Raw genomic sequence first — 26,216 nt, 5'->3', positions numbered from 1 at the left:
CGCACGGGTCTCCGACCTGATCGCCCGGATGTTCCGTGCCCGATACACCCTGCGTGGAGTGTCGTATCTGTTGCACCGCAGGGCTTTCTCCCCGCAGGGTCCCGCTCATCGAGCAGTCGAACGCAACGAGGACGCCGTCACCACCTGCGGTGGGAGGCGTGGCCCACGGGAAACCCGTAGCTGCGGCGAAGGGTGCGTGGATCTGTTTCGAGGACGAGACCGGACAGGCCCTGCGACCACCGAAGGCTCGTACCTGTGGACGCCGGAGGCGGATACCGGTGATCCCGTTGTAGGGCAAGGGATCCGGCCGGATCTCGATCGCCGGACTGGTCTGCGTGCGCGCCGGACACCGCAGCCGGTTGGTCTACTGCACCAAGGTCCACCGCGGCCGCAAGGTTACCGGCCTCGATGCCGCTCGAGGTCCTAGACCCAGGACCTCGGAGAATAGAGCTCACGGTCGATCAACGCCCGACCCCGCGAAGTTGGCCCGGACACGGCGCAGGACATCGGCCTGCGCGGGGTTGAGGAAATCCTGCACGGCGAGCTCGAGATTTCTGTGCGCGTCCTGGCGTGGTGGTTGCGCCTCGGCATGGTCGCCGGGGTGTTCAAGCAGAACCGTAAGTAGTTCGGTCGCCGTTCGGGCCAGTCGATTCCGTGTGACGGGGTCGGCGTCAGCAGCGAGTTGGACGAACTCACGGTCGAAGCTGATCATCTTCTTGCCGTGCTCCTGGTCCAGCGCGGAAAGGACCTCGGTGGTGACGGGTCCTAGCAGGTGGGAGACCACGATGCCCAACGCTGCCCCGTGCTCGGTGCGGTCTCGGGGTTGGAGCACGTGGGCGAGTTCTGGTGGGATGTCCGGAGCGATACCGAGACGCAAGACGTCACGGACGTCGTCGCGGGTTCGTTCGAGTTGGGCGATGGCCAGGGTCAACTCGGTGTCGAGTTGCCGCAGCAGCGCCGTTTGGACGTCATGAGGTTCGTCGAGCGCGGTCGCCACCTGGGACAGGGAGAACCCCAGGTTGGTGAGGCGTTTGATCCGCAGAAGCTGAACCAAGTGCTCGCTGCCGTATTGCTTGTGGCCGTTCGGGTCGCGTGGTGGCGCGCACAGCAGGCCCAGCTCCTGGTAGTGCCGGACAGTTCGGAGACTCGTGCGAGCGAGATTGGCGAGCTCTCGGGTGCTCCAGGGCATCGGCGCGGTCCCCATTCCTCTGCGGCATCGGTCGACGGTTCGCGGGCGGGTGCCACCTACCGGGACGCACGTCCAGCGGCGCGGCGTGGTGCCCGGTCACCTAGCCAAGAACCGTGGGGTGTTGTCGCTGACCGTGTCCAGCCCTCCCGCTTGTCGTGTAGATCACTCACGGAGTGTGTTGCATGTGCCGCTACGGCATGGCTTTCACTGCCCGACACGGACCACGCCGGCTTCAGCCCCATCCCGCTCTCCACCAGGCGGGCAGCCTGTCCACCAAGCACGTCCCGGCGGTCGGTTCCGACTCTGTCGTTGACCAGCATCCCTGCGAAAGAGGGAATCCGATGCGCACCACCCTGCTGATCGCCGCCATCGTGGTGTTCGGCGCGACCGTCGTAGCGCCGACGGCGTCCTCGGCACCCGCCCGGCTGGACTGGGCACCGTGCCCGGCGGGTCCGTTGCCGACCCCGGACCTGGAGTGCACGACGCTCAAGGTCCCGCTTAACTACCAGGACCCCAACGGTCGCAAGATCGACGTCACCATCTCGCGCCTGCCCAGCAAGGATCCGCGGAAACGGCGCGGTGTGCTGCTGACCAACCCCGGCGGCCCCGGCCCCGGCGGCCTGGACCACCCGCAACTGCTCAAGCTCTTCGGGCTGCCGCAGAACGTGCTCGACACCTACGACGTCATCGGCCTCGATCCGCGCGGAACCGGGCACAGCAGTCCGGTCGCCTGCGATTTCACCCCGGAACAGATCGCCCGCGGCAACCTGCCCTACCCCAACGGCCCGGCCGACGTGCTGACACAAGCCGAGCACGCGAAGGCGCAAGCGAAGCGGTGCGCCGATGCCGAGTCCGCGCCGATGCTCCCGCACATCACCACCGCGAACACCGCACGCGACATGGACCGCGTCCGCGAAGCTCTCGGCGAGTCCACGGTGTCCTTCCTCGGCACGTCGTACGGCACCTACCTCGGCGCGGTCTACACGACACTGTTCCCGCGGCGCAGCGACCGGTTCGTGCTGGACAGCAACCTGGGTGCGGGCGGCTACGACATCAACGCGATGCGCGGTTTCGCCCGCGGCATGGAGGACAGGTTCCCGGACTTCGCGACGTTCGTGGCGGACCGGCCGCAGTACGGGCTGGGCACCACACCCGTACAGGTCACCGCCAAGTTCCACGAACTGGCCGCCAGGCTCGACCGGACCCCGGTCGCGGGAATCACCGGCTCGTTGTTCCGGGGATTGACCTTCGAGGGGCTCTACTCCGTGGACCTGACGGCCCTGGCGGAGGACTGGCAGGCGTTGGACGAGGGCAAGGCCCCGGTCCCGTATCCGACGCCGGACAACATCGACAACCTCCTGTCTGCCCGGTTCGCCGTGCTCTGCGGCGACTCGGCGTGGCCGCGGTCGGTGACGAGCTACCAGGTAGATGTGGAGGCCGGTCGGCTGCGGTCGCCGCTGTTGGGTGCCGCCGCGGCGAACATCTCGGCTTGCGCGTACTGGCCGACAGCACCGCTGGAGCCGCAGGTTCGGATCACCGGCAACGGGCCGTCGAACGTGCTTATGGTGCAGAACCAACGCGATCCCGGCACACCGCTGGCCAACGCCCGCACGCTGCGCTCCGCGCTGGCTGACCGCGCCCGCATGGTCACCGTCGACCAGGGCGGCCACGGCGTCTACCTGTTCGGGACGAACCGGTGCGCCAACACCGCGGTGACCGACTTCCTGGTGACGGGGCAGCGACCGACGACCGATATGCTCTGCCCTGCGGAAACCCGCTGACCACAAGCTGACGACTGTCGCGGGATCACCAGCACGCCGCAGACACCCAGTATGACCGATGGTTTGTTTCGCAGCGTCGGGGTCGCGCTAGGCAGTCCCTGTGGCGGATCTCCAATTCATGGACGGCGACCCGATCCTTGTGGTCGTCATTGACCTGCCGGGGCTCGTTGTAGTTGTGGTTGGCCAGCCATCCGCCGTAGCCCAGGCCACCCAGCTCGGCGGTGATCTTCTCGAACAGCGGCGACGGCATGAGTTCCTGGTCGTGACGGGCGGGCTGCTCGCCGTTGGGACACCAGGAGCAGGTGCGGTTGCAGCGGCGGCTGATCTCCAACTCGATGTAGCGCGGCAGGGGCACGGCGGGGGCGTCACTACCCCTTGCTGACCTCGTTCATCCTGTTAGCCCCGGTTCGCCGGGTCCGGGCCGGGGCACGGCCGGTCGCGAGCCGACGTGCGTGTCGTGCCCCGCCCGGTGTCGCCGCACCACACCCAACCTCCGTCCATTGGGGACAGTTTGTGTCGGGTGCGTCGGTTGTGCGGTCAGGACGATGCCGCCACGACCCCCTCACCGGACAGTTCCGCAGCACGACGAATCGCTGGGATCGGTGGGATCGACGCATCAGCCCGATGGCCGCAGCCACCACCCGAGTCTCGCGCTAGCGTGCCTGACCGACCCTTCGTCCTCGCTGGGAGCGCGTCATGGCCGAAGCGCCGACGCTACCGCAGTACGCCCTGCGGCTCAGGCAGACACCGGAGGAGCTGAGCTGGAGCCCGGAACAGCTGACACGCAGAATCAACGCCGCCTGGCACGACCTCGGCACCGCACCACGCGGCACGGGCGTCCACGAGAAGACGACCTACGGCTGTGGCCGCCGCACACACCCCGCCGACTCGTGCTGGTGCCCTCCACCCAGGGACTTGACCTACCGTGAGTCTCCGACCTGCCGACATGCCTGATAGAGGTCGCGATGCCCACCCGACGAAGCGTCCTGGCCATGTCCGGAGCGCTACTGCTCAACGCCGCCAGCGCAGCCTGCGTCACCGCCGCGGCACGCCAGGCCAGCGCCCGCGGACGCATCACCGACGAGTTCGTCCTCAAGATGGAACGAGCGGCCGCCGCCGCCCGGCACCTCGACGGCCGCCACGGAGGAGGCGCCGCCGAGACGTGGGTCGGCGATCAGGCCACCACGCTGATCGACCTGCTGGGCACCACCGGCTACGACGCATCGCAGGCCCGGCGCCTGCTGGGCGCCCTGGCCCGGATGGCACAGACCGCCGGGTTCATGGCCTTTGACGATGCCGCGGACGGACGCGCGCAGCGCTGGTACCTGCTCGCCCTGCGCGCCGCCCGCGCCGCCGAGGACCCCGCATTGACCACCAGCGTGCTGGCCCTGATGTCCAACCAATCCACCGCCCGCGGCCAGCACGAGGACGCCTTGGCCCTGGCCGCGGCCGCCGACCGCGCCGCACTGCTGGAGCAGGCGACCACCCTGCTCGCCCCGCGCGCCCACACCGACGAACACGAAGTCCACCAGCGCTCCGCGCTGCGCCACGGCGCCTGGCTGAGCTTGGCCCACGCCCGCGCCGGTAAGCTCGACCTCGCGGCGGCGGAGGTCCGGCAGGCGCTGCGTCGGCTCCCCCAGGTGCACTCCGCCCGCACCCTCGGCCTGCTGGCGTCCGTACGCACCCAACTGGCCACCACCCCGACCACGACGGTCGTCGAGGTGCTCGGCGACCTGGACCGCCACCTGGTGGCAGCGCGAACCTGACGGCACCAGGCGGCCGTTCACCGCGCCGCCAACCCCAACACTCCGAACCGGAGCCGGTCGCGGTCCCCGACATCGCCTGTCGACCACGAGCCTCAGACCTGGGCGCAACGGGTCTTCTCCGTGTCGCGAGTGGACATTCTATCCTGGACTATGGGCTGGTGACGGAACCCGTCGCACGGCGCGAGAACCTTCCGGACCTGCTTCGGCCGATGTTGGCTGTCGCCGGGGGCATACCCTCTGGTCCCGGCTGGGCGTCGGAGTTCAAATGGGACGGAATAGTGCGGGTTCGTCAAATCCTGATGCGGGACGGTCCAGAAGTGCCGACGCGGTGCGGTGGTTGATCTCGATCTCGAGGCCGTCGCCGAGGGGGCAGTAGAACGCCGTCCAGGTCGCGCCGAGGACCTCGAAACCACTGCTGATCGGTCCGGGCCGGTGCCCGGCGGCGGTGAGTTCGGCGTGCTTTTCGTGTACGGCCTCGACCGTGTCCTGCATCAGTCCGAAGTGGAACTGCGGCGGGTAGGACGAGACGTCTTCGGCCGCGGCCGTGATCTGGGTGACGACGATGTGGGAACCGTCCTGCCCGAGGAGGAAGGAGAACGCGGCTCCGGGGTTCGGCGCTCCGGGGTAGTCCGCAACGGTGCCTTCCCGCAACGCCGTGTACCCGAAGTGCCGCGTCAGCGTCCGCGTCAGCGCGGGGACGTCGGATGCGCAGAGGTTGATGTGGTCAAGACGCATCCGGTGCTCCCGCGTGCCGGAGGAAGTCGCTGATCACGGCCGCGACTCCGGTCGGGTCGCCCGCGTTCCACGGTCCGTCGTGGCCGAGGCCGTCGAACTCGTGCAGCCGCGAGTGCGGGACGAGGTCGTGCAGGGCTCCGACGGCCTGTCGCAGGAACAGGGGGCTCCTCGTGCCGCGGAGCAGCAGCAGCGGCTTGGTGATGGACGCGTACTGCTCGATGCGTCCGTCGACGCAGGCGACGTCGTGGAAGTCGAACCGCACCCCCGGCAGCAGGTCCCGGAAGGTCGACGCCGGGCCGCGTCCCCGCGCATCGGCGGCGATCACCGCACGTGCCAGCGTTCGTGCAAGGGGGCGGGGCGCTCGACGGAGGAGAGCGGGTGCGGTGCCGGCGGCGAGGAGGGAGTCGAGCAGCGCGGAGGGGAGGTCCTCGGCCTCCAGTGCGGCGAACAGCCGCGCGATCGCGGCCCGGTCGATGCCGTGCTCGTATGACGGGGGCAGGTAGAACGGGGGCTCGTACACCGCGGCGCGTTCGACGCGCCCGAGGACCCTGGTGGCCTCGATGGTGATCACCGCCCCCGAGCTCAACCCGAACAGCGTCCTCGCCCCGGTGGCCGCCATGACCGCGTCGAGGTCCTCGACGTCGCGCATGATGTCGTGTCCGGGCTCGTAGGGGCGGGGGCTCAGGCCGCGGCCCCGACGTTCGGCGGAGACGACGGTGTGCGACGTCGACAGCGCCGCCGCGAGGTCCCGGTAGGCGTGCACATCCGCCATCGCACCTTGCACCAGCACGATGCCCGGTCCGCTTCCCTGGCGCAGGAAGCCGATTCCGGTGCCATCCCGGGAGTGCACGTGCTCTGTCGTCGACGGCGATGTCGCCACGATCATCTCCTGGTTTTGCAAGGATACTTCCATGGTGGAATAACTCCAGCGTAGTACCATCTCGCCGTGGAGGTGACGACGTGAGTCCAGATCAGGAGCGCCGCGCGGAGATGATCGGCCTGCTGCGCGCGTTCGGCGCGGCCGATTCGGCGCTCGGCAGGCAGTTCGCCAAGCAGCAGCGCATGCACCCCACCGACGCCGCCGCCGTCGTGGCGATCCTCGACGCCGAGCGCGGCGGCGGATCGATCACACCCGCTCGCCTCGCCGAACGGATCGGCCTGAGCGCCAACGCGACCTCCGCGGTGCTCAACCGGCTCGAGGAGGCCGGTCACGTCGTCCGCAGCAGGGAGCACCGCGACCGGCGACTCGTCAGCCTGCACACCACGCCACGGGTGCACGCCGACGCGGAGGTGTTCTTCTCATCGATCGGGTCCGCCCTGGACGCCGCGCTCACCGCCTGCCCGGTCGAGCAGACGGAGTCGCTCACGCGGCTACTCCGCGAACTGGTCGACGTCATGACAGCAGGTCTCGACGAGTCGGAGGGCTCGACATCGCACCCACCTGGGCCTGCGGCCACTAGGTAGACGGCCCTGGGGAAGCCGTTGTCACACCCGTGAGCGGACGGAGCCGAGTGGACGATCTCGTCGCGGCCGAGCCGCTTCCTCCTTATCGGCACGTCGACGGTGGCGGGGTCCAGCGAGGAGGAGCTGATCAGCGTAAATCGGCCGGCGATCTGCTGGCCCCGAACCCCGGCGAACCAGCGAACTCCAGGGGGGCGACGACGTGCGGGGCGAACTCCCGCAGGTAGGTGAACCTGGCGTCGATCAGCGCCAGGTGCCCGTGGTCGCGCTGCACCCGGTCCCTCGGATCGCGTCGCGCCGCCCGCAGTCGGTCCATCCCGATCCCGCGCCGCAGCAGCCCGCCGACCTCGCTCTCGGCCACCGACTCGTCCGCGGCCACCGTGAGGATCTCCTCCAGCAGGTCCAGCTTGCGCTCGGATGCCTTGGCCCGCGCCACCAACAACTGGTCGAGCTTGCGGCGCGCCCTCCCCTCGGCGCCGGAGAACGCCTGGTCGAACATCTGCACCAGTTCGTCTCGCCCCGCATCGCCATCGGCGAAGCGCTGGTCGCGCCGCAGTGCAGCCACGGCAGCGCGCAGAGCTGGACCGCCATCCCGATCCGGTTCCCCTTCACCCACCGCGAATGGCCTGCCCACACCGGTCTGAGAGCCAGGGCCCACCTCCTCACAGGCGAAGGCCACCTTCCCTCGCGAAAGGCGCCCTCGACACGATGCCGACCGAACCCCGTCAAGATCGGGTAAGCCACGCCTGCCCGTCGCCCTACCGGGCACGCAGTGGAGGCCCGTGACCAACTACCACTCGATGCCCAACAGCACCCCGCTGCGCGACCCGACCTCACGGCGTAGCGCCCGGCCGCACCCACTCGCGGACGTCGATAACTAACGGGACCTCGCTGGTTGAACCATGGCGTGGCCGCCTCCAAAGGCAACCACGTCCCGGATCACCTCAACGGGTCACGTCACTCACCGAAGGGCTTCCTGGCCATTCAGACCACATTTTCGCGGTGTGCCGAGCGGCCGTTCGGCGGTGTGATGGCGCGGACGTTCGGAGCACAGCGGTCGAGCCGTGGAACGCGGTTCGAGCGGAGGAGGTACGACTGGTGGCGACGCTCGACCCGGAACCGCCGAACGAGCCAACGCACCCCGATGACGCCGTTGGACAGAGCACTAACAACGTGCTCTCCGCGTCGGCGGGCACGGCGGTGCAGGTGGGGACGCTGCACGGCGGCCTGAACTTCCACTCGCCACCACCGGAGCTGCTCACCGGTCGGGCCGCTCTGCTGGCCGAGGCCGCCGATCGGCTGGCAGACGCGGTCCGCTCGCAGTGGCGGCGCGAGGAAGCACGGCGGCAGGTTCGGGAGCCGGTGGCGCTGCCCGTTCGGTGGCGCTCGGCGGCCAATGCGCTGACGGACGCCCGCGGCGCCCTGCCGGACGTCGCGGCAGGCGGACTGGGCGACGTCGCCCGTGTCTTCCGCGAGCTCCGGTTCGGGCGGCTGGTGGTGCTGGGCGCGCCCGGATCGGGCAAGACGGTGCTGGCGCTGCGGGTCGTCCTCGAACTGCTGGGCAGCCGCGCCGACACCGATCCGGTGCCCGTCGTCTTCAGCCTCGGGTCGTGGGACCCGACCGTGATCGAACTGGAAGACTGGCTGGTCGACCGGCTGACACTCGACCACACGGGCCTGGACGCGGTGGGGCCGGACGGGAAGTCGCTCGCCGCCGCCCTGGTCGAGACCGGCCGGGTGCTGCCCGTGCTGGACGGGTTCGACGAGATCGCCGTGGGCCTGCACCGCGACGCGCTCAAGGGGCTGACCACGGCCGCCGTGCCGTTGGTGCTCACCAGCCGCACCGAGCAGTACGAGGCCGCGGCGTCGAAAGCCTGGCCGCTGTCATGCGCGGCCGCGATCGAACTGGTCGCGTTGACCCCCGAGGACCTGGTCGGGCACGTGCCGCCCGGCGGCGCGGCGGCATGGACACCGGTCCTCGACGAACTCCGCGCCCAGCCTCGGACCCGTGCGGCCGCCGTCCTCGCCGAGGCACTGTCGACGCCGTTGATGGTCACCCTCGCCCACACCGCCTACGGCGCCCCGCCCGGCCGAGACCCGGCGGAACTGCTCGACCCGAGCCAATTCCCCACCCCCGAGGCGATCGAGGCGCACCTGCTGGCCGACTACACCCTCGCGGTCTACCGACGCCCGACGCCCGGCGGACACCGCAAGCGCTGGGAACCCGAGCGCGCCGAACACTGGCTGGGCTACCTCGCCCGGCACCTGACGGAACTCCGGACACCCGACCTCCACTGGTGGCACCTGGGCGAGACCCTGGGCAGGAGGTCCGGGACCGCGGCGATCGTCCTGGTGTCCGGCCTGCTCATCGGGCTCGTCGCGGTGGTCGTGGAAACGGTCGTACGCGTGGCCCTGCCCAGCGACGACTTCGTGCTGGGCCCCTCCGAACTGATGGCGCTCAGCGTGTTCGGGCTACTCCTCGGCATCCTCGCCGGCAGCGTCTTCGGCATCGTGAACTGGGCGGCGGGCAGGTTCCTCCCCGCGGCGCTGGAGCCGTCACGGGTGCGGGTGCGGATACCCCCGGTCGCCGGAGCGGACCACGCGAAGATCGCTCCCCGGCTGTGGCTGGGGCTCGTGGTCGGACTGGTGTTCGGGGTCGTGTTCGCCGTGGTGCGCAAGATCCCGGTGGCACCGGTCGACGGCCAAGGCTGGATCGCCGGGCTGGTGCGCCTGGGCGTGGTCGACACCATCGTCTACGGGCCGCTGTTCGCGCTCGGGGGCGGGATCGCCGCGGCGCTCACCGCCTGGCTCGAGACACCACTCGACCCGAAAGCGGCGGTCAGCCCCGTGGCCCTGCTGGTGAGGAGCCGGTCGAACGCGGTCTTCCGGGTGCTCGTGGTCGTTCCCGTGTTCGGACTCGTCATCGGCGCGGGCAGCGGACTGACCTGTTGGCTCGCCGCGGTGGCACTGGACGGGACCGGGATCTTCGTCCAGTGGAGCGTCACCTACGCGATCATGATCGGGATCGTCGCCGGACTCGGGGGCGGTATCGGCTACGTCGTCAGCGCGACCGCGTGGGGCCAGTGGCTGGTCCTGGCACGGGTGTGGCTGCCGTTGACCGGTCGGATGCCGTGGGCCGTGGTGGCTTTCCTCCGCGACGCTCATCGACTGGGCGTGCTGCGCCAATCGGGAGCCGCCTACCAGTTCCGCCACGCCCGGCTCCAGGAACACCTGGCCCGCACCTACCGCGAAGCCCGGCAACGATGACCGATCCTTGCCACCATCCGACGCGAACACCTCGACCACATTCTGATCACCGACGAAGCCCACGCACGTCAAGTCTTGAAGACCTACGAAAACCGCTACAACCAACACCGGCCCCCTCAAGCCCGCGACCAGCTACCACCCGACGTTCGGCACCACCCCACACCGCACAACGGCGGAGACCGCTGATTCAAGACCAACCGACGTCCGCACATCAGCGTAAGTCGGTTTGTGTCAAGGGGTTGATCAGCGACGGTGGTTCGTCGGCGTTCCCCGCATAGCGGCATGGGGTTGGACCCGGCAGCGGGTTATCGGCCGGCTTTGGGAGCAGGCCGAGCATGTGGTCGTGGTCGAAGCCAGCGTCCGCGGCGCCGCGGCGGCATCCCTGTCCTGCTGCGGCGCCGCGCCCGACAGCGCGAACTCGGGTGCTCGTCCCAGGAGGCGGTTCAGATGATGATGACCCGTCGTCCGCGCGTGTGACCTGCTTCGCTGTCGACGTGCGCTGCGGCCGCATCGGCGAGCGAGTACGACTTCTCCACCGGGATGTGGAGCTTTCCCCGCCCAATGAGGTCAACGGTCCCGGTGAGCGCGTCCGGCATGCTTCCGGCGGTGCCGGAGAACCGGACGCCGGTAGACGGGTCGAGGTCGGCGATGGTGATCACCTTCCGCGGATCCCCGGTGAGCTCGACCAGTTCGCGGAGCACGCCCGCCCCGGCCAGGTCCAGGGCCGCGTCGACGTGGCCGAGCCCTCGCACGCGCTCGGCCCACCCCTCGTCGTACGTCGTCGCGACCGCGCCGAGGCCGCGCAGGTAGTCCTGGTTCGCCGCCCCGGCCGTGCCGATCACCGTGATGCCGCGGTCGCGGGCGATCTGAAGCACCGCTGACCCCACTCCCCCGGCCGCGCCGCTCACCAGGAGCGTCTGCCCGGAGGTCACTCCGACCTCGCGGATGATGCGCAGCGCGGTCTCCACCACGGATGGGTACCCGGCCGCCTCGTCGAACGCGAGTCCGTCGGGCATCCGGGCCCACGCCCACAGCACCGCGAACTCGGCGTAGGTCTCCGCGCCCTCGCCGAACACGTGGTCACCGATCTCGACCCCGTCCACGTCGGCACCGATTTCGTCGACCACGCCCGCAGCGTCCTGCCCGATGCCTGCGGGCAGGGTGATGGGGTGGGCTTGTTGCATCTGGCCTCGGCGGATCCGCCAGTCGACGGGGTTCACGCCCGCCGCTCGCACCGCGATGCGCACCTGGCCGGGACCTGGGTGGGGTTCCTCGGCGTCGACGAGTTGGAGGACGTCAGGGCTGCCGAACTCGGTGAAGCTCACCTTCTTCATGACATCCACGCTAACACTAACAGTGAGCGTTTTGAAACAGGTATTGTTTTGTATCTGATAGTGTTGACTCATGACCGAGCCTCCAGGGCGCCGTGAGCGCAAGAAGGCCGCGACCCGTCAGAAGATCGCCGACACCGCCATGCGGCTGTTCCTGGAACGCGGGTACGAGACGGTGGGCATCCGCGACGTGGCCGCCGAGGCCGATGTCGCCGTCACCACCCTCTTCTCCCACTTCGCGTCGAAGGAGGCATTGGTGTTCGAGCGCGACGACGAGTTCCAGCGGCGCTTCACACAGGCGGTCACCGAGCGAGACGCGGGCGAACCACTCGTGCCCGCGCTGCGCCGCGAGGTCCACGCCATGGTGCGGCACTGCTCGGGGGACGGCGCGGGACCGGCGTGGCGCATGATCGACGGATCTCAAGCCCTGCGGGAGTACGAGCAGTCGATGATGCTGCGCCAGGCGGAGGCGCTGGCGACGGCCATCACCGCCGACCCCGCTCTGGGGTGCAGTGCGACGACCAGCAGGGCCATCGCAAGGTTCGTGATCGCCGCTTACTCGCTGGGCCGCGAAGCGGACGACCCGGAGGCCGCCGTGGACGAGGTGTTCCGCATGATCGAGGCAGCCTGGCAAGCGGGCAGTGGTTCTCCGGATGTGCGCGACGAGGCCGCCGCCGTGGAGGCGGTTGCCGAGGGGTGAGGCACTCGATGGCGATCACCCTCTAGTTTCAGCCGACATCGAGCCGTTGCAGCAGTGCGTTGCGCAGTGTGGCGAGCAAACCGTCTCCGTGAACGATGTCGCCCATCCGGCGCGCCCAGATCTGCACACGGCTCGCGCGGGGTCGGCGGGCGTTGTCGTAGCGGGCCAAGGCATCGGCCACGTCGGCGCCGGGATCCGCCAGTGACAACCCGCCATGATTGGGATGACCTACCCGATGCCACCAAGGCGGCGGTGGAGCAGCACATCGGACCGGTGCTGAAGGCCGAGTCGACTCCCGGCGGCGCAATTAGGAGTTGTCGGCCATCCTGCGGCACGGCGACGGTCGGGCGGTCCGACGGCTGCGGCACGCTGGTGCGGATCGGCCTGCCGTCGGTTTCTCTTTCAAACCCCTGAGGATCCTCATGGTCCTTTAATGATCGCCAGGCATCGTCAACGACGTGGCCACGATCCCCCGTCCAGCGTCCCTCGCCAGGGTCTCCATCGCGCTGCCGACCGGCTGCCTGCTCGTCACCGCCTACCTCACCGTGGCCCTGCGGTCCCAGGTGGACCCCGTGGCGAACGTGGTCAGCGACTACGTCTTCTACCACCCCGGTGGCGCGCTCTACGTGCTGGCGGTGGTGCTGCTGTGCGCGGTGTTCCCCACCAACCGGCTGCCCGGTGACTCGTCGCTCTCCGGTGACCTGCACCGCGTGGCGGGTGGAACGTACTTCGGCAGCCTCCCCCTCGCGGGCTGGCATATCTCGAAGGCGCTGCGCGCCGACCCGCGGCTGCGACAACCGCGAACACAGCCACCAGGTCGACCACGAGAACCAGCAGGAACACGAGGGTGAGCGCTGACCAGGACCTGATCGGAGGAACGGCACCCGTGGCGAACTCGACGGTCCCGGCGGACACCAGGTTCAGCATCCGATCGGTGCTGGCGCTGGTCTCCCTGGCACTCGTCGCGATCCCCTTCGGCCTGCTGCTGTTCTTCGTCCAGGACCGGTGGCCGCCGCTGCGGGCGATCGACGAGGGCGCCAGAGACGACCTGCACCGGTTCGCCCTGGACCACAACGCCTTCACGACCGTCATGAAGGCGTTGAGCACCGCGGGTTCGGCGCCCGTCTACGTCGCCGTCTTCGCGGTGATCACCGGCTGGCTGCTGTACCAGCGCAAGCCTCGACTGGCCACGTTCACCGCCGTCACCGAAGCCGGTGGCGCGGTGCTCAACGAGGTCGTCAAGACCATCGTGCACCGAGCCCGCCCCACCGTCGCCGATCCCGTAGCCCACGCCTCGGGCCTCAGCTTCCCCAGCGGCCACGCCCAATCCGCCGTCGTCGCCTACTCGCTGCTGCTCCTGCTGTTCTGGCACGGCCTGACCCCCGTGTGGCGCCGGGTCGCCACGACAGCGGCGGCGGCCATGGTGCTCGGCATCGGCCTGTCCCGAATCGCGCTGTCCGTCCACTACGTCTCCGACGTCCTGGCGGGCTACGCCCTCGGCGCCGCCTGGATCGTCGCGATGACCGCCGCGTTCAACGCCTGGCACCACGAACGTCCACCCCGATTCAAGGAGGAACCATGACCGCCCCCACCACGAGCCTGCGGTGCTCCGACGCGGAACGCGAGCAGGTCAGCTCACGCCTGCACGAGGCCGCCGGGGAAGGCAGGCTGACCATGACCGAGGTCGAAGAACGCCTCGCCCAGGCCTACTCCGCCCGCTACCGGCACGAACTGGTCGTGCTCACCGAGGACCTGCCGCCGACGCACCCGCCGGTCACCGGTTGGCGTGATGACGCCGTGCGCGCACGCACCTTCCTCGCCGCGCTGCTGGGGCGTGGAAGCACCGCGCTGAACCTGCGGAGTCGAAGGCTGAGGCTGCTCGCGGTGCTGGCCTTCTGCATCGTCGTCATGTCGGCGGCCCACGGCGTCTTCTTCGAGGGCGGCTTCGAGCCGTGAGGTCGTGGACCACGAACGCGGCCGGGGTGGTGACCACTACCCCGGCCGCGTTCGGGTGAGCACCGGGCATCGCCCTGTCATCCACCGCGTAGACCCGCCCGATAGTGAGTCCGTCGAAGCGGTATCGGACCCCGGTTGACGTGAGGGAGTTGGTTGGGGAGCAACGAAAGGAGCGTTCCGTGACCAGCGTTGTCGAAACGACCTCCGTGCGCCGGTTGCTCATCCCGCTCGGGGTCGCCGTCGTCGCGGTGAGCGTTCTGCTCGCGGTCGAGTCGGGGCTCGGCGAGCATTGATCAGGTGGTCGGCGTCGACCGAGTCGTCCAGTCCGTAACGGTTGAGCATGCGGGACAGATATCGAACCGTGGGCACCGAGGCCGGTAACGACGACGGATCCAAAGACAACTCCATGTGGGGAAACTTCCGTACCGCGATCCAGTCTGGAACCATCGGAAGAATAATAATCAAAGGAGGAGTTCCCCTTGCCTTCCTGTTCGCATGCTTGTGCGTGGTCGCGATTGTCGCCATAAAACATCCACAGAACACCGACGAGCCCCCGGACAGGCGGAAAACCGATCCCCCGACCGGCTCGATCATGTCCGCGACATCGACTCCGGCCACTCCCGCTCCAGCGGTCGCCATCTGTCCCGACGGAGATCCCAGAGCAGTAGGTAGCGCCCCGGAGGAAGTCTCGCAGGACGACTACCTCTACACCGCGACGATTCATTGCCCACCGAATGACGGCCAGAACTACCACCTCGTCATAGAGTTTCCGAAATCCGAGAATCCAGGCTACAAGGAATCCGTGTTCACTCCCCAGTTGAAGGATTCGGATTCCGTACCCGACGGCGGCCCCTACGAGCATCCTGGACAGGCGAAGGACAAGGGATCCACTCGGCATTTATATGTAATATCCTGCACCCCCAGGGACTGGGAGAACTGGACAACCGGCATGGAGCCCGGGAACACGACGACGAAGAAGTGGCCAGGCGCGCTGGTGTCCAACACGGTCCGCGTGACCCGGAAGTGAAGTGCCTCCGCTCCACTTGACGACGTGGCACTCGAACCGAGCCGAAACGTCGCCCAGGTGTGAGCGGCCCTGGAACGGTCTCCCGCGAGGACTCGAGGCACCCGCCATGCGGACGCTCCCACCCTTCGCTGAGGCACCACCACAGCGTGCGGTTGACCAACTGCCGCAGACGCTGTACGTCGTCGTCGGACTGCTGCCATTGGTGCATGCTCATCTTCGCCACCACACCACGATCGAACACATGTTCGAATACATGTCACCCGATCTTGCCGTACATCGGTGGAGCGCGCACGTCTGTTACGGGAAGGTTCACCTCCAGCAGCAGACCTCCGGTCTCGTTCGGGCGGGCGGTGACGGATCCGTCGTGGGCTGCGGCGATGGACCGGACGAGGGAGAGACCCAGGCCTGTGCCCTCGCTGACCAACCGTTCGGTGCGGTACCGCTGGAAGGGTTCGAACAGGCCGGGGACCACCTCGGCCGGGATCGGTTCACCGGTGTTGACCACCCGCAACGCGGGTTCGGAGCCGGTCTCGACATGGACCGTCCCGCCGGGCTTGTTGTAGAGGATCGCGTTCCGGATCAGGTTCGAGACCAGGTGGGACAGCAGCACCGGGTCGCCGACGACGATCCGCCGCGACGCCGACACGTGCACCTCCACCTGGCGTGAATCCGCCAGTTCCGCACTGGACGCGACCACGTCGGCGACCACCTCGTGCAGCCGGATCCGTTCCCGGCTGCTGAGGCCGCGGTCGCTGCGGGCGAGCAGCAGCAGGCCGTCGATGAGCTTCTCGCTGCGGGTGTTCGTGTCGAGGAGGTGGTTCCCCAGCCTCGCCAGCTCCGGCGGGGCGTCCGGCGCGCCCATCGCGACCTCGATCAGGGTCCGCTGGATGGCCAGCGGGGTGCGCAGCTCGTGCGAGGCGTTCGCGACGAACCGCTTCTGGCTGTCGAACGCCCCCGTGAGCCGGTCGAGCATCCCGTCGAACGTGTCGGCGAGGTCCTTCAGCTCGTCGTCGGGGCCCTCGTGGTTGATCCGCCTGCCGAGGTTGTCGGCGCCGAGTTGGTGGGCGGTGTTGGTGATCGAGTGCAGCGGCTGGAGCACCCGGCTCGCCAAGAGCCAGCCCATCCAGACCGCGAGGACGACCGTGACCACCAGCGCGACGACCGACTGGAGCAGCAGGGTGCTCAACGCCGAGGCGCGGTAGTCCTCGACCGTGTCGAACGCCTGGGTCTGGGCGACGTCGTACCGCGCGACCGGTACCGCAGGCACGGATCCGGTGGGCACGGATTTGGTGGGCACCTCGGTGGCGCGCACGGCACCGAGGGTGTCCGGCGTGGCGACCAGCACGTAGTTGGTGATCAGCAGCGCCGTGCCCGCCAGCGCGAACAGCCCGCCGTACCAGGCCGTGAGCCGGGTGCGGATCGACAGCCGCAGCTCCTTCACGACGTGAACCGGTAGCCCGCGCCGGGCACGGTCTCGATCACCTGGGGTGTGCCGAGCTTGCGGCGGAGCGTCATCATCACCACCCGGACCGCGTTGTAGTCGTGCACCCCGACGCGTTCCAGCGCCTCCCCGCCGTCGTAGCAGACGTCGACCGCCGTGGAGAGCCTGCGAAGGCCCTCCACGATCGAGTCCGCGAGCAGACGTTCGTCCTCAACCACCAGCACCCGCATGCGCCCAGTTTCGCGGAAGGGGACATAAGCATTGGATAAGCAACATCGTTTAACTCCCCGAGATCCCCCGGTCCGTAGAACTTCGACCGCGGCGGAGCCGAACTCGGGGGAGCGCCCCCGCCGACCACACACAAGGAGGAGCACGTGAAGGTGAAGTTTGCCGCAGGCCTACTGGTACCCGTGCTGTTCGTGCTGGTCACGGGCTGTGGGGGTGGTGACAGCGGCAGCAAGGTCGCGTCGGTCTCCGGCTCCCCGTCGTCCGGGCAGGACAAGCCGAAGGGCGCGAACCTCGACCCCGTCAACGACGACAAGCTGCGCGAATACGCCAAGTGCATGCGGGACAACGGCATCGACATGCCCGACCCCAAGGACGGCGTGATGCAGGCCATCCCGATCGGGGAGGGCGCCGAACAGGAGAAGATGAACAAGGCCAACGACGCGTGCAAGAAGTTCCTCCCGAACGGCGGCGAGTACAAGGAGCCGAGTCAGGAGGAGAAGGACAAGATGCGCGAGCAGGCCAAGTGCATGCGCGAGCACGGCATCGACATGCCGGACCCCGACTTCACCGGCACCGGCAGCGCCAGCGGCTCGAGTCTCGCCCTCGGCGACGACACCAAGAAGTTCGAGGAGGCCGCGAAGGCCTGCGGCATGGGCTCGGGCTGAGTGGTCGCGGTGGCACCGAGCAAGGGCTGACCAGGGCGGGCCTACCCCACCGCGAGGGCCCGCCGACGGACGATCCCACCGCCGCGCGGGCCTGGCTGGACACCGAACGGGCACTCTTCGCCGCAGTCGCCGCCCAAGCCGCCGATGGCGGCTGGCACGAGCACCCCATCCGGCTTTCCCGCTACCTCGCCAGCGTTCGCCAATGCGGCCACGGGCGTTCTGGAGACGTTGACGATGCGCCCGCCGTCGGCGAGGCGGGCAGGCCCGCCTGGGTGATCAGGAACGGCGCGGTGTCGTTGACCTGCTGCTGGCGGGCGAAGTCCTCGGCGCTGAACTCTTCGATGGTGCCGCGCAGGGAGATCCCGACGTTGTTCACCAGCATCCGCACCGGGGCGTCGCGCAGCGGGCCCGCGGCGGCGTAGTCGGCCCAGAAGGGCGGTTCCGGTGTCGGGCGCGGCCAGGTCGGCGGCGGAGCTGAACGCCCTGCCACTGGACGCGGTGATCTTCTCGACGACGCCGGCGGCGGCATCGGAGTCCTGGCGGTAGTGGACGGCTACGGTGCGCCCACCGACGTCTATTCCGATCGGTACAGCATTCGATTTATCTTGACCATGCCTCAAGGGCACGGTTTCTACTCGGGTGGTGGGCGGGCGCATGTCCCGTCACGGAGAGGGAAACCATGCGCAGAGCGTTGACCATCGTCGTCGCCGCCGCGGTCGCGGCCGCGACGGCACTCGCACCACCGGTGCTCGCGGAACCGTCATTGCGGTGGGGTGACTGCGAAGGGCTGGACGTTCCCGGCCTGCAGTGCACCACCGTGGACGTTCCGCTCGACCACCGGAACCCGGACGGGCCGCAGATCGAGATCGCGCTGTCCAAGTTGGCGAGCAAGAATCCGGAGCAGCGTCGAGGCGTGCTGCTGACCAATCCCGGCGGGCCGGGCGGAGCCGGGCTGGACTTCCCCGCCGGCCTCGGGCTGCCGCAGAGCGTGCTCGACACCTACGACATCATCGGGTTCGACCCGCGTGGTGTCGGCCGCAGCACACCGGTGACCTGCGACCTGACGCCGGAGCAGCAGAGCCGCGGCAACATTCCGCCCTACGCGCACAACGCGGTCGACGTGCTGGAGCAGGCGAAGAACGCGAAGGCCGTCGCCGAGCAGTGCGCCAAGTCCGAGACCGCGCACCTGCTCCCGTTCATCTCGACCGCGGCCACCGCGCGGGACATGGACCTGATCCGCGGGAAGCTGGGCGAGGACAAGCTTTCGTTCCTCGGTTACTCGTACGGCACGCATCTCGGCGCGGTCTACACCACGTTGTTCCCCGAGCACAGCGACCGCATCGTGCTCGACAGCAACCTGGTCCCGGCCGGACTGGACCACGAGGCCAGCCGCCTGCTCGGCCCTGGCATGGAGGAGCGGATCCCGGACTTCGCCGCGTTCGCCGCCGCGCATCCCGAGTACGGCCTCGGCGCCACCCCGGAGGCGGTGACCGCGAAGTTCCACGAACTGTCCGACCGCTTGGACCAGAAGCCAGTGGACGGCATCGACGGCTCGACGTTCCGGTTGCTGACCTTCGGCGGGCTCTACCGCGACAACCGGATGCCCCGCTTGGCCGAGACGTGGCGGGCGCTCGACACGAACCAGCCGCTGCCGCCCACCGCGACCGAAGCGGCGGCGCAGGATGTGGACAACCTCATGTCCAGCCACCTCTATGTGCTCTGCAACGACAACCGCTGGCCGCGGTCGATCGGCACCTACGTGCACGACACCGCTGTGGACCGGGAGCGCTTCCCGCTGTTCGGTGGGGCCGGGGCCAACATCCGCCCGTGTGCGTTCTGGTCGACCGAACCGGCCGAGCCGCCCGTTCGCGTCGGTGACCGCGGGCCGTCGAACGTGTTGCTGTCGCAGAACACCAATGACCCGGGCACCCCGCTGGCCGGTGCCGAGAAGATGCACCGAGCCCTCGGTGACCGGTCCCGGATGATCACCGCCGAGCAGGGTGGCCACGGTGCCTACCTGCTCGGCGCGAACCAGTGCTTGAACGACGCGGTCACGACCTATCTGACCACGGGCGAGCGCCCGGCGGAGGACCTCGTCTGCTCGTAGATCCCGCGGCGGCCCGCCGACCACCAGGTCAGCGGGCCGCTCCGGGCTCGCGAGTGTTTGAAAGTGTTTGCGTGGCGGTGCGGGTGGCGGTTGACGGCCCCACAGCAAGCGGCTCCGCCGCTCATAAAGCACCAGGGGTTTCCGCGATGAGGGCGTGGACCCGTCGCAGGACATCCATCTGGACCGGGTTGCAGGACTCGATCAGGCTCTGGATCACCACCGACTCGGCGACTGCCTTGCCGCGGCGCGACCAACGCGGTCGCTCTACTACGTCTGCTCGCCATGAGCGACCGAGACAAGTCGGCATCACGGTCGCCGCATCCACGGTGTGGCAAATCCTCAAGGACGCCGGAATCGACCCGACAACCGATCGCACATCCACCACCTGGACGGACTTCCTCCGCTCCCAAGCTGAAACGCTCCTGGCCTTTGACTTCGTCGAGATCCCGACCTTGACCGGCACCCGCCTGCACAAGCTCGCGGTCATCGAACACACCAACCGCCGAATCCGCGTCCTGGGCGCCACCGCGCATCCGACCGCGGCGTGAGTCGCCCAGGCAGCGACGAACCTCGTCGTGGACCTCGACGACGCAGGCAGCTCCGCACAGTTCCTGATCCGCGACCGGGACGGTAAGTTCCCGCTCAGCCCATCACCGTGCCCGAGTTCGCGGTGTGTCGGTTGCGCTTGCGAGAAAACGCGCCGAGGTCGATCTCCAGGCCGGTACGCGGGGCCCGGAACCGGACGGGCGACGCGTCGTGGTCGACGCCATTCTCCACCTGGCTGATCAGTTCCGTCATCAGTTGCCCCACGACCGGCGCATTCTTGAACTGGTTGCCGCTCGTTCCGATCGCGAGGTAGTAGCCCTCGAGTTCGCTGCGGTCGTAGATCGGCGTCCAATCGTCGGCGACGTCGTAAACACCCACCACACCGCGCACCCGGTTGGGCACAGCCAGGTCGGGCAACCGCCGCGCGGCCCGCGTCACCTGAGCCTCGAAGACCGCGGTGGTCGGATGGATGTCGACGGCGTCCGGGCCGTCGATCCACTGCATCGGATCGCACGCCGGTTCCGTTCCGCCGACGAGCAGGCCCCCTCCTACGTCACAGCGGAAATAGGTGCCCAGGTCCATGTCCGCTACCACAGGCCCCCCATAGCCCTCCTGGACCGGCACGTGCGCTACTTCCTGCCTCATCGGGCGCACACCGACCGTGAAGTCGGAACCCACGCCTGCCAACTGGTTCACCGCACCCGACCACGGACCGGCCGCGTTGACCACGACGGCACAGGGAATCCGGGTGCCGTCCGACAGTCGCACCGATCTCACGCGCCCCCCGGCCTTCTCCACCGCCGTCACCGTGCTGCGGAAGCGGAACTCCGCCCCGCACGCCGAGGCCGCGGAGGCGAGGTTCACGGCGGCGAGGCCAGGGTCTGAGACGTAACCGGCGTCCGGGGTGTACACGCCGCCGAGCGAGTGGTTCGCGTCCTCCCAGAATTGCTCGTCGTCGAGCCGTTTCGGCGGCCAGTAGCGGCCGGTGTCGATACCGGGAACGCGCTCGGCCAATGTCGCGCTGTCCCATTCCTCGTAGGGAACACCGATCTCGTCGAACAACGGAAGCCACGACGTACGCGGAGCCGCCTCGACGTCCAGCATGACCAACCCGCTCTCGCGGAACACCGCGAGGTCGCCGACATCGTGCCCGAGGTGCTCCGCCCAGTCGAGCCAGCCGGAATGCGCTTCCCACGCCGTGGCCACCCCCGCGGCGGTGGAGAAGTTGTAGCGGACGATCGCGCTTGATGCCGAGGTCGACCCCTGTCCGGCCCCCGGAGCCCAATCGAGCACGATCACCCGGTGTCCCGCCCGCGCGAGCTCGAGGGCGATCGACGAACCGATCACTCCTGCCCCGATCACGACCACGTCGGCATCCACACGTCGCCCTCTCCCCTCAGAGGGCACGGCAGGTCCTGAGGTAGCTGAGGAACGAGGCCTGCAGACCGGTCAGGTGCGTTTCGCGCAGCACCTCGCTGGTGACGGCCGCGCCGCGGGCGGTGAGGCGGTGCAGGACGGTGGCCGTGTTCTTCGCGAGGTTCTGGTAGACGGCCAGGTCCCCGAGGAGCTCTCGGTCGTTGATGGTCAGGTGGAGCTTGGCCTCAGGCAGGCTGTCGCTCATGGTGTCGAGCTGGGCGAAGACCTGACTGTCCTCACCGACAACGCCGGGGCTGCCCGCTCCGACGCTCTCGAAGAGCGCGGTGCTGGTGAGCCAGGCGTAGAGGCTGAAGAGTCCGCCGTAGGAGTAGCCGAAGAGGCCGTGACCGCTCGTGGCCGTGCCGTAGTCGCGTTCGATCCGGGGGTGCAGTTCCGAGGTGAGGAAGCTCAGGAACGCGTCGCCCTGGGTGTTCCGCAGTTCGGCGATGTAGGCGTCGGCTTGCTCGCGGGTCGTCACGCCCGCCTGGACTCCCATCTCCACGGCGTCGAGGAACTCCTGGGCGACGGGCTCGCCGGGTGGCACGAGGTCCCTGTTGCGCAGCCTGGCCCAGTGCTCCGCTTCCTGGCCCGCGTAGCCCACGCTGACCTGGATGTACGGCTTGATCTTCTGCATGGGGTCGTGCTGGGTGACGATGAGCGGGGCCGTCAGGCCCACCGCCCAGTTGCCGTCGAGCACGTACACGACGGGCGCCTGCGCGGTGGCGGGGTCGTAGCCTGGCGGCGTGGTGACCCAGACGCCGTAGTCGTGCCCGCCGCTGGAACGCAGCTCGAAGTAGTCGGTGTCGGCGAGGCAGCCGTGCCACATGGTGCTCATCGGAGGTCCTTCACAACACGTCCGGTCTGGACGACGAGTACGGCGTTGGCGGGGTCGGCGAAGATGTCCGGGTCTTCGAGCGGGTTGCCGTTCCAGAGCACGAGGTCTGCCTGCTTGCCAGGCGCGATGACACCCACCTCGGTCAGACCGATGATCTCGGCGTTGGTCTTCGTGGCCGCCACGAGGACGTCCATCGGCGTCTCGAGCCGCGCGCGCAACCGGAGTTCCTCGCCGCGACGGTCCTGGGCCGGGCCGATGAGGTCGGAACCCAACCCGATCCGCACCCCGGCCTCCTTGGCGACGATGAGCGCTCTGGCCATCCGCTCCCGCGCCCCCGCCAGACGATCGCGGACCGATTCGTCCAGGCCGGCTGCGGCAGGGTCGTGCAGCAGCCGCTCGACGACGGTGAACGTGGGCACCAGAGCAACCCCGCGAGCGGCCATCAGTGCGGCCGTGGGCTCGTCGAGGTCCGTGCCGTGCTCGACACAGCGCGCCCCGGCCTCGACCGCGTTCCGGATGCCTTCGTTGTTGTGGGCGTGCACCGTCACGTAAGTGCCCCGTGACGCGGCTTCCTGCACGGCGACGGCGATCTCCTCGACGGTGAACTGGGTGTCGGTCAGCCGGTCGTTGCCGCCCACCACTCCGCCGGTCACGCAGAGTTTCAGGAACGACGCCCCGCGCCGGAACGCCTCGCGCACGTTGCGTCGCAACTCGTCGGCGTTGCCCGCCATCATGGACAGGGCATGCAGACCGGGAACGTGGTGGCTGCTCCACAGATCGGTGGGCTCCCACTCGGCCCCGTAGTAGCCGTGACCGCCGGTCTGGCACTGAACAGGCCCGCACGACAGCACGCGCGGTCCCCTGACCTTGCCCTTGGCGATCGCGGTGACGACACCGCCGTCGATCCCGCCGGTGTCCCGGACGGTCGTGAAGCCGCCGTCGAGCGCCGCCCCGGCCGCGGCGAAGATGTCCGCCGCGATCTCGGCAGCACTGATCTGGAACGAGAACTGCGGCTGGATCGGGCTCGACAGCCCCAGGTGGACGTGGGCGTCGATCAAGCCGGGCGTCATCGTCAGCCCACCGGCGTCGAGCCGCTCACCGTTCGCGCTGGAGGCGCCCAGCTCGGTGACGCGCCCGTCCTCGACCGCAACGGCGACGTCACACGGATCGCGACCCGACCCGTCCACGACCGTCGCGCCCACCACCTGGAAACGTCCCACGAGCCCTCCAAGAAGTTTTCCAATGGATAAATCTCTTTTCCAATGGATAAACTACTGGGGTGGACCTGTCAAGCACGGCACGCAACGGCGATGCACGCGAACGCCTCCTGGCGCGTCTCCTCGACGTCTTCGACGACGGCCTTCCTCCACCGGAGACCTCGCTGCGCGAGATCGCGGCCCAGACCGACACCAGCCACGCACTCCTGCGGTACCACTTCGGGTCGCACACAGGCGTCCTGGTGGCCATGCTCGGGGCGCAGCGGACCCGTGACAACGAGGTGCTGTTCCGCGACGCCGGGCAGGGCACCTTCGACGACCTCGTCCTGGCGATCTGGCGGACCTACACCCACCCGGAGCAACTGTCGCGCGCCCGCGGGTTCTTCCACGTCGTGGGGCTGGCCGCGTACAGCCCGAACGACTTCCGCGAGTTCATCTCCTCGCTGGACGACCTCACCGGGATGCTGGCCTCGCTGGCGGAGCGTGAAGGGCTCGACACCGGGCAAGCGCTGACCAGGGCCACCGTCGCCGTCGCCGCGATTCGTGGCCTGCTGCTGCAGGAGGTGCTGACGCCGGGGTCGTGTTCGCACGACGCGGTCGCGCTGATCCTGGGCATGGGCGGGGAGCGGTTCGGTCCACGGGCACAGTCAGAGGATTGAACTCAAGAGCACTCCCCGTCGCGGACGCCGCCGTCGCGGCAGACAAGTGCCGTTGGAACACTAGCTGCGGGAGCCTTCCTGCAGGTCCAGAGCGGTGCTGCCCAGGACGGGCACGTCCACGGCCATGTAGTCGGAGATGGTGATCAGGTTCGACCCCGGCGCCGGTGACCACGCGACGTAGACGACCTTCACTCCGTTGACGATCACCGAGTGCTTCTTGTCCGCGATTCCGCCTGCGGCTCCCGACCTGGGGAGTGCGTTCTCCAGGTAGCGGCCCAACGCCTGCTGCATGATCGCGAGTTCGACCTCCTTCTGAGTTCCGGCGTGCCCAGGGTGGCTCTCCAGGGACTCCTCATGGAACTTGTAGGAGTGCCCGCCCGAGATCGTGAACGTCACCTCCCCCAGGCGGAATTTGCTGACCGGTTCGCCCTTGCCGTTCTTCTCGGCGCCGCCACGCGCGTACTCCATGCGTGACGCGACCTCCAACCGCGCCTTGTCCTCCGTCCGTGCCAAGGGACTCCGTGATCACTCCGATCTGGCCCTCGGCGTCCAACGACTTGAACCGCCGCCAGAACAGCCGTCCCACGCTGACCACCGACACGTCCGGGCTCAAAGCGTTCGGCCCTGGGTACGGGGTCCTCGGGCCGTGCCTGGAGCTGATGTCCCTGGTCCGCGCCGCCTCCTTCGCCTGGTGCTTGCGCCCCTGGTGGGCCAGGACCGGGTCGACAACGCCGAACCCGTGGGGCAGGTCGTGGGCGGGGCGGCTCACCAGCTTCTGGGTCTTCTCGTCGTAGCGTTGCGTGTCGATCCGCGAGCCGCCGAAGTTGCGGTTGACGAACAGCAGGCGCGACTTCTCGGGATAGCCGAGTAGGTGCTTCCACGCCTGGTCGGTGAAGAACGACTTGCCGGGGCCCTGGCCGGCGAACTCGTCCCACGAGCGGAAGTAGGGTGCCTCCGGCTTGCCGTAGCTCCCCCCGACGAGGTCAGCGGTGACGTCCGCGCCCCTCGGATCCTGCGCCTGGGCGAACTCGCGCCTGATGTGCTCGGCGTTCTCCAGCGTCTTGGGCGAGTCGGGTGACCACTGCTCCACCCGCCTCTTCTCCTCGGCCTGCTCCTCCTTGGACCGGGCGAACTTGTACTCGCAGCTATGCTCGCCGATCTGGAGTTCGATGGTCCCGGCGATCCGGTCTGTAGCCGAGCTGTCCTCGCGCAACACCCACGTCGCACCGAGTCTGTCGACCTGCGCGCGGCGGTCGGCCGTGACGGCGGAGCCGGTGATGGACACCTCCCCGAACAGGCGGCGCATCAGGCCCTCGGCGTCGGAGAACGCGCCCTCGACGACGTAGACGGTGCGGTCCTTGGTCTCCGGCGGGCCGTCGAACCGCGCACCCGCCTCGCGAGCGAGTCGCACCGTTTCCGAGGTCGGGTTGCCGAGGTTGCCCCCGACCTTGTGGTCGGACCGGAGCTTCCACAGGCCCAAGAGTTCGAGGACCTCGGGTGAGCGGTTCATGTCGACGACGGGCAGGCCGTCCTCCGTGTCGTTCGCCGCTTCCACCTCCGTCAGCAGGCGGAGGTTGTTCAAATTGCGAGATCTATTCTTCTTGTTGCTCAGCACGATCACGGTGTCCGGATCTCTGCCGTCAGCATTGGTTTCCTGGCCGGGAGCGGCGACGATCGTCCCCTTCGTGATCGGGTTTCCCTTCATGTCGAGCACCATCACCCTGGTGTCCACCGTGGCCGCTCCGCGTTCGAGCACGCGCTGGATCGTCGGCGCCGCTCCGACGAGGCCCGCCACCACTCTGTTCCCCAGCACGGACTGCAGGGCGATCAGATGGGCGACCGCTGTCCCGCCCGACGGGGATCTCCGCGGCGCGGACACCCGTCGCGCC

29 protein-coding genes and 1 pseudogene are annotated in these 26,216 nt (G+C 68.8%); 15 read left to right on the top strand and 15 right to left on the bottom strand.

The features are described from left to right. Positions 1-7: 7 nt before the first annotated feature. A pseudogene (locus NZH93_RS51350) lies at positions 8-427 on the top strand (helix-turn-helix domain-containing protein); the annotation flags it as partial. A 24-nt stretch (positions 428-451) separates the two neighbouring features. Here NZH93_RS51350 and NZH93_RS43795 read toward each other — a convergent pair. After that, a complete protein-coding gene (locus tag NZH93_RS43795) occupies positions 452-1,189 on the bottom strand; it encodes a MerR family transcriptional regulator (protein ID WP_259629258.1) in 738 nt (245 codons plus the stop codon). 341 nt (positions 1,190-1,530) lie between these two features. Here NZH93_RS43795 and NZH93_RS43790 point away from each other — a divergent pair, with 341 nt between their 5' ends. Continuing rightward, positions 1,531-2,970, top strand: a complete 1,440-nt coding sequence (locus NZH93_RS43790; RefSeq protein ID WP_259629257.1) for an alpha/beta hydrolase — start codon at positions 1,531-1,533, stop codon at positions 2,968-2,970. Between the two features lie 25 nt (positions 2,971-2,995). Here NZH93_RS43790 and NZH93_RS43785 read toward each other — a convergent pair whose 3' ends face one another. Beyond that, the gene (locus tag NZH93_RS43785; RefSeq protein ID WP_259629256.1) at positions 2,996-3,325 is read right to left on the bottom strand and encodes a hypothetical protein; all 330 of its coding nucleotides are present in this window, start codon (positions 3,323-3,325) and stop codon (positions 2,996-2,998) included. Positions 3,326-3,935: 610 nt separating this feature from the next. Here NZH93_RS43785 and NZH93_RS43780 point away from each other — a divergent pair. Then, positions 3,936-4,736, top strand: coding sequence for an NsdA family TPR-like regulatory protein (locus NZH93_RS43780; protein ID WP_259629255.1), 801 nt, complete (start codon positions 3,936-3,938; stop codon positions 4,734-4,736). A 261-nt stretch (positions 4,737-4,997) separates the two neighbouring features. Here NZH93_RS43780 and NZH93_RS43775 read toward each other — a convergent pair whose 3' ends face one another. Beyond that, positions 4,998-5,471 carry a VOC family protein gene (locus tag NZH93_RS43775; protein WP_259629254.1) on the bottom strand — a complete coding sequence of 158 codons (474 nt, stop codon included), beginning with the start codon at positions 5,469-5,471 and terminating at the stop codon, positions 4,998-5,000. After that, positions 5,461-6,357, bottom strand: coding sequence for an alpha/beta fold hydrolase (locus tag NZH93_RS43770; protein ID WP_259629253.1), 897 nt, complete (start codon positions 6,355-6,357; stop codon positions 5,461-5,463). The genes NZH93_RS43775 and NZH93_RS43770 overlap by 11 nt, the downstream gene beginning before the upstream one ends. Positions 6,358-6,431: 74 nt before the next feature. On the opposite strand from NZH93_RS43770, the gene NZH93_RS43765 reads away from it, so the two are divergent. After that, positions 6,432-6,935: a MarR family winged helix-turn-helix transcriptional regulator gene (locus tag NZH93_RS43765; RefSeq protein WP_259629252.1), complete on the top strand. Its 504-nt coding sequence runs from the start codon at positions 6,432-6,434 to the stop codon at positions 6,933-6,935. 127 nt (positions 6,936-7,062) lie between these two features. Here the strand turns inward: NZH93_RS43765 and NZH93_RS43760 are convergent, their stop codons facing one another. Further along, positions 7,063-7,497, bottom strand: coding sequence for a hypothetical protein (locus NZH93_RS43760; RefSeq protein WP_259629251.1), 435 nt, complete (start codon positions 7,495-7,497; stop codon positions 7,063-7,065). Positions 7,498-8,030: 533 nt separating this feature from the next. Between NZH93_RS43760 and NZH93_RS43755 the strand changes: the two genes are divergently transcribed. Continuing rightward, positions 8,031-10,199, top strand: coding sequence for an NACHT domain-containing protein (locus NZH93_RS43755; RefSeq protein WP_259629250.1), 2,169 nt, complete (start codon positions 8,031-8,033; stop codon positions 10,197-10,199). A 443-nt stretch (positions 10,200-10,642) separates the two neighbouring features. On the opposite strand, the gene NZH93_RS43750 is transcribed toward NZH93_RS43755, so the two are convergent. Continuing rightward, positions 10,643-11,533 carry an NADP-dependent oxidoreductase gene (locus tag NZH93_RS43750; protein WP_259629249.1) on the bottom strand — a complete coding sequence of 297 codons (891 nt, stop codon included), beginning with the start codon at positions 11,531-11,533 and terminating at the stop codon, positions 10,643-10,645. 70 nt (positions 11,534-11,603) lie between these two features. On the opposite strand from NZH93_RS43750, the gene NZH93_RS43745 reads away from it, so the two are divergent. After that, positions 11,604-12,230, top strand: a complete 627-nt coding sequence (locus tag NZH93_RS43745) for a TetR/AcrR family transcriptional regulator (RefSeq protein ID WP_259629248.1) — start codon at positions 11,604-11,606, stop codon at positions 12,228-12,230. A gap of 28 nt (positions 12,231-12,258) precedes the next feature. Here the strand turns inward: NZH93_RS43745 and NZH93_RS43740 are convergent, their stop codons facing one another. After that, entirely contained in the window at positions 12,259-12,438 is a 180-nt protein-coding gene (locus NZH93_RS43740; protein WP_259629247.1) for a hypothetical protein, read from the bottom strand. 44 nt (positions 12,439-12,482) lie between these two features. Here NZH93_RS43740 and NZH93_RS43735 point away from each other — a divergent pair, with 44 nt between their 5' ends. The 5 genes from NZH93_RS43735 (at position 12,483) to NZH93_RS43715 (ending at position 15,213) form a co-directional block, all read left to right on the top strand. Beyond that, positions 12,483-12,644 (top strand): hypothetical protein, encoded by a 162-nt coding sequence (locus tag NZH93_RS43735; protein WP_259629246.1) that lies wholly within the window; start codon positions 12,483-12,485, stop codon positions 12,642-12,644. A 44-nt stretch (positions 12,645-12,688) separates the two neighbouring features. After that, positions 12,689-13,081, top strand: a complete 393-nt coding sequence (locus NZH93_RS43730; protein ID WP_259629245.1) for a hypothetical protein — start codon at positions 12,689-12,691, stop codon at positions 13,079-13,081. Beyond that, on the top strand, positions 13,078-13,812 hold the full coding sequence (locus NZH93_RS43725) for a phosphatase PAP2 family protein (protein ID WP_259629244.1): 735 nt from the start codon (positions 13,078-13,080) through the stop codon (positions 13,810-13,812). Before NZH93_RS43730 ends, NZH93_RS43725 begins: the two co-directional genes overlap by 4 nt. Then, the gene (locus NZH93_RS43720; protein WP_259629243.1) at positions 13,809-14,186 is read left to right on the top strand and encodes a DUF1707 SHOCT-like domain-containing protein; all 378 of its coding nucleotides are present in this window, start codon (positions 13,809-13,811) and stop codon (positions 14,184-14,186) included. Before NZH93_RS43725 ends, NZH93_RS43720 begins: the two co-directional genes overlap by 4 nt. Before the next feature lie 361 nt (positions 14,187-14,547). Next, positions 14,548-15,213: a hypothetical protein gene (locus NZH93_RS43715; RefSeq protein ID WP_259629242.1), complete on the top strand. Its 666-nt coding sequence runs from the start codon at positions 14,548-14,550 to the stop codon at positions 15,211-15,213. 256 nt (positions 15,214-15,469) lie between these two features. Here the strand turns inward: NZH93_RS43715 and NZH93_RS43710 are convergent, their stop codons facing one another. Continuing rightward, a complete protein-coding gene (locus NZH93_RS43710; protein WP_259629241.1) occupies positions 15,470-16,654 on the bottom strand; it encodes a sensor histidine kinase in 1,185 nt (394 codons plus the stop codon). Then, positions 16,651-16,884 carry a winged helix-turn-helix domain-containing protein gene (locus NZH93_RS51345; protein WP_372506995.1) on the bottom strand — a complete coding sequence of 78 codons (234 nt, stop codon included), beginning with the start codon at positions 16,882-16,884 and terminating at the stop codon, positions 16,651-16,653. Before NZH93_RS51345 ends, NZH93_RS43710 begins: the two co-directional genes overlap by 4 nt. Positions 16,885-17,028: 144 nt before the next feature. Here NZH93_RS51345 and NZH93_RS43695 point away from each other — a divergent pair, with 144 nt between their 5' ends. Continuing rightward, complete coding sequence (locus NZH93_RS43695; protein ID WP_259629240.1) at positions 17,029-17,547, top strand: hypothetical protein; 519 nt, start codon at positions 17,029-17,031, stop codon at positions 17,545-17,547. 181 nt (positions 17,548-17,728) lie between these two features. Here NZH93_RS43695 and NZH93_RS43690 read toward each other — a convergent pair whose 3' ends face one another. Then, a complete protein-coding gene (locus NZH93_RS43690) occupies positions 17,729-18,037 on the bottom strand; it encodes an SDR family NAD(P)-dependent oxidoreductase (RefSeq protein WP_259629239.1) in 309 nt (102 codons plus the stop codon). A gap of 189 nt (positions 18,038-18,226) precedes the next feature. Here NZH93_RS43690 and NZH93_RS43685 point away from each other — a divergent pair, with 189 nt between their 5' ends. Both NZH93_RS43685 and NZH93_RS43680 read left to right on the top strand, forming a co-directional pair. Beyond that, complete coding sequence (locus NZH93_RS43685; protein WP_259629238.1) at positions 18,227-19,654, top strand: alpha/beta hydrolase; 1,428 nt, start codon at positions 18,227-18,229, stop codon at positions 19,652-19,654. A gap of 71 nt (positions 19,655-19,725) precedes the next feature. Then, positions 19,726-20,202, top strand: coding sequence for a hypothetical protein (locus NZH93_RS43680; protein WP_259629237.1), 477 nt, complete (start codon positions 19,726-19,728; stop codon positions 20,200-20,202). Positions 20,203-20,296: 94 nt separating this feature from the next. Here the strand turns inward: NZH93_RS43680 and NZH93_RS43675 are convergent, their stop codons facing one another. From NZH93_RS43675 to NZH93_RS43665, 3 genes are read right to left on the bottom strand one after another with little or no spacing between them, the layout of a single operon-like run. Then, on the bottom strand, positions 20,297-21,580 hold the full coding sequence (locus tag NZH93_RS43675) for an NAD(P)/FAD-dependent oxidoreductase (protein WP_259629236.1): 1,284 nt from the start codon (positions 21,578-21,580) through the stop codon (positions 20,297-20,299). Positions 21,581-21,596: 16 nt separating this feature from the next. Further along, the gene (locus tag NZH93_RS43670; RefSeq protein ID WP_259629235.1) at positions 21,597-22,451 is read right to left on the bottom strand and encodes an alpha/beta hydrolase; all 855 of its coding nucleotides are present in this window, start codon (positions 22,449-22,451) and stop codon (positions 21,597-21,599) included. Next, on the bottom strand, positions 22,448-23,671 hold the full coding sequence (locus NZH93_RS43665) for a metal-dependent hydrolase family protein (protein WP_259629234.1): 1,224 nt from the start codon (positions 23,669-23,671) through the stop codon (positions 22,448-22,450). Before NZH93_RS43665 ends, NZH93_RS43670 begins: the two co-directional genes overlap by 4 nt. A gap of 59 nt (positions 23,672-23,730) precedes the next feature. Here NZH93_RS43665 and NZH93_RS43660 point away from each other — a divergent pair, with 59 nt between their 5' ends. After that, entirely contained in the window at positions 23,731-24,327 is a 597-nt protein-coding gene (locus NZH93_RS43660; protein ID WP_259629233.1) for a TetR/AcrR family transcriptional regulator, read from the top strand. 60 nt (positions 24,328-24,387) lie between these two features. Here the strand turns inward: NZH93_RS43660 and NZH93_RS43655 are convergent, their stop codons facing one another. Together NZH93_RS43655 and NZH93_RS43650 are read right to left on the bottom strand one after the other, a co-directional pair. Beyond that, complete coding sequence (locus NZH93_RS43655) at positions 24,388-24,723, bottom strand: hypothetical protein (protein ID WP_259629232.1); 336 nt, start codon at positions 24,721-24,723, stop codon at positions 24,388-24,390. Next, a complete protein-coding gene (locus NZH93_RS43650; RefSeq protein ID WP_259629231.1) occupies positions 24,680-26,140 on the bottom strand; it encodes a hypothetical protein in 1,461 nt (486 codons plus the stop codon). Before NZH93_RS43650 ends, NZH93_RS43655 begins: the two co-directional genes overlap by 44 nt. Positions 26,141-26,216 lie beyond the last annotated feature (76 nt).

The sequence above is a fragment of the Umezawaea endophytica genome, from assembly GCF_025061645.1.
In the GTDB taxonomy this organism is placed as follows: Bacteria; Actinomycetota; Actinomycetes; order Mycobacteriales; family Pseudonocardiaceae; genus Umezawaea; species Umezawaea endophytica.
This window is presented reverse-complemented; position numbering and strand designations above follow the sequence as displayed.

Excerpts from the sequence above, each read along its gene's own strand:
- NZH93_RS43780 (WP_259629255.1), top strand. The coding sequence starts at position 3,936 with ATGCCCACCCGACGAAGCGTCCTGGCCATGTCCGGAGCGCTACTGCTC.
- NZH93_RS51345 (WP_372506995.1), bottom strand. The coding sequence starts at position 16,884 with ATGCGGGTGCTGGTGGTTGAGGACGAACGTCTGCTCGCGGACTCGATC.
- NZH93_RS43795 (WP_259629258.1), bottom strand. The coding sequence starts at position 1,189 with ATGCCCTGGAGCACCCGAGAGCTCGCCAATCTCGCTCGCACGAGTCTC.
- NZH93_RS43750 (WP_259629249.1), bottom strand. The coding sequence starts at position 11,533 with ATGAAGAAGGTGAGCTTCACCGAGTTCGGCAGCCCTGACGTCCTCCAA.
- NZH93_RS43775 (WP_259629254.1), bottom strand. The coding sequence starts at position 5,471 with ATGCGTCTTGACCACATCAACCTCTGCGCATCCGACGTCCCCGCGCTG.
- NZH93_RS43790 (WP_259629257.1), top strand. The coding sequence starts at position 1,531 with ATGCGCACCACCCTGCTGATCGCCGCCATCGTGGTGTTCGGCGCGACC.
- NZH93_RS43720 (WP_259629243.1), top strand. The coding sequence starts at position 13,809 with ATGACCGCCCCCACCACGAGCCTGCGGTGCTCCGACGCGGAACGCGAG.
- NZH93_RS43745 (WP_259629248.1), top strand. The coding sequence starts at position 11,604 with ATGACCGAGCCTCCAGGGCGCCGTGAGCGCAAGAAGGCCGCGACCCGT.
- NZH93_RS43670 (WP_259629235.1), bottom strand. The coding sequence starts at position 22,451 with ATGAGCACCATGTGGCACGGCTGCCTCGCCGACACCGACTACTTCGAG.
- NZH93_RS43770 (WP_259629253.1), bottom strand. The coding sequence starts at position 6,357 with ATGATCGTGGCGACATCGCCGTCGACGACAGAGCACGTGCACTCCCGG.
- NZH93_RS43685 (WP_259629238.1), top strand. The coding sequence starts at position 18,227 with ATGCGCAGAGCGTTGACCATCGTCGTCGCCGCCGCGGTCGCGGCCGCG.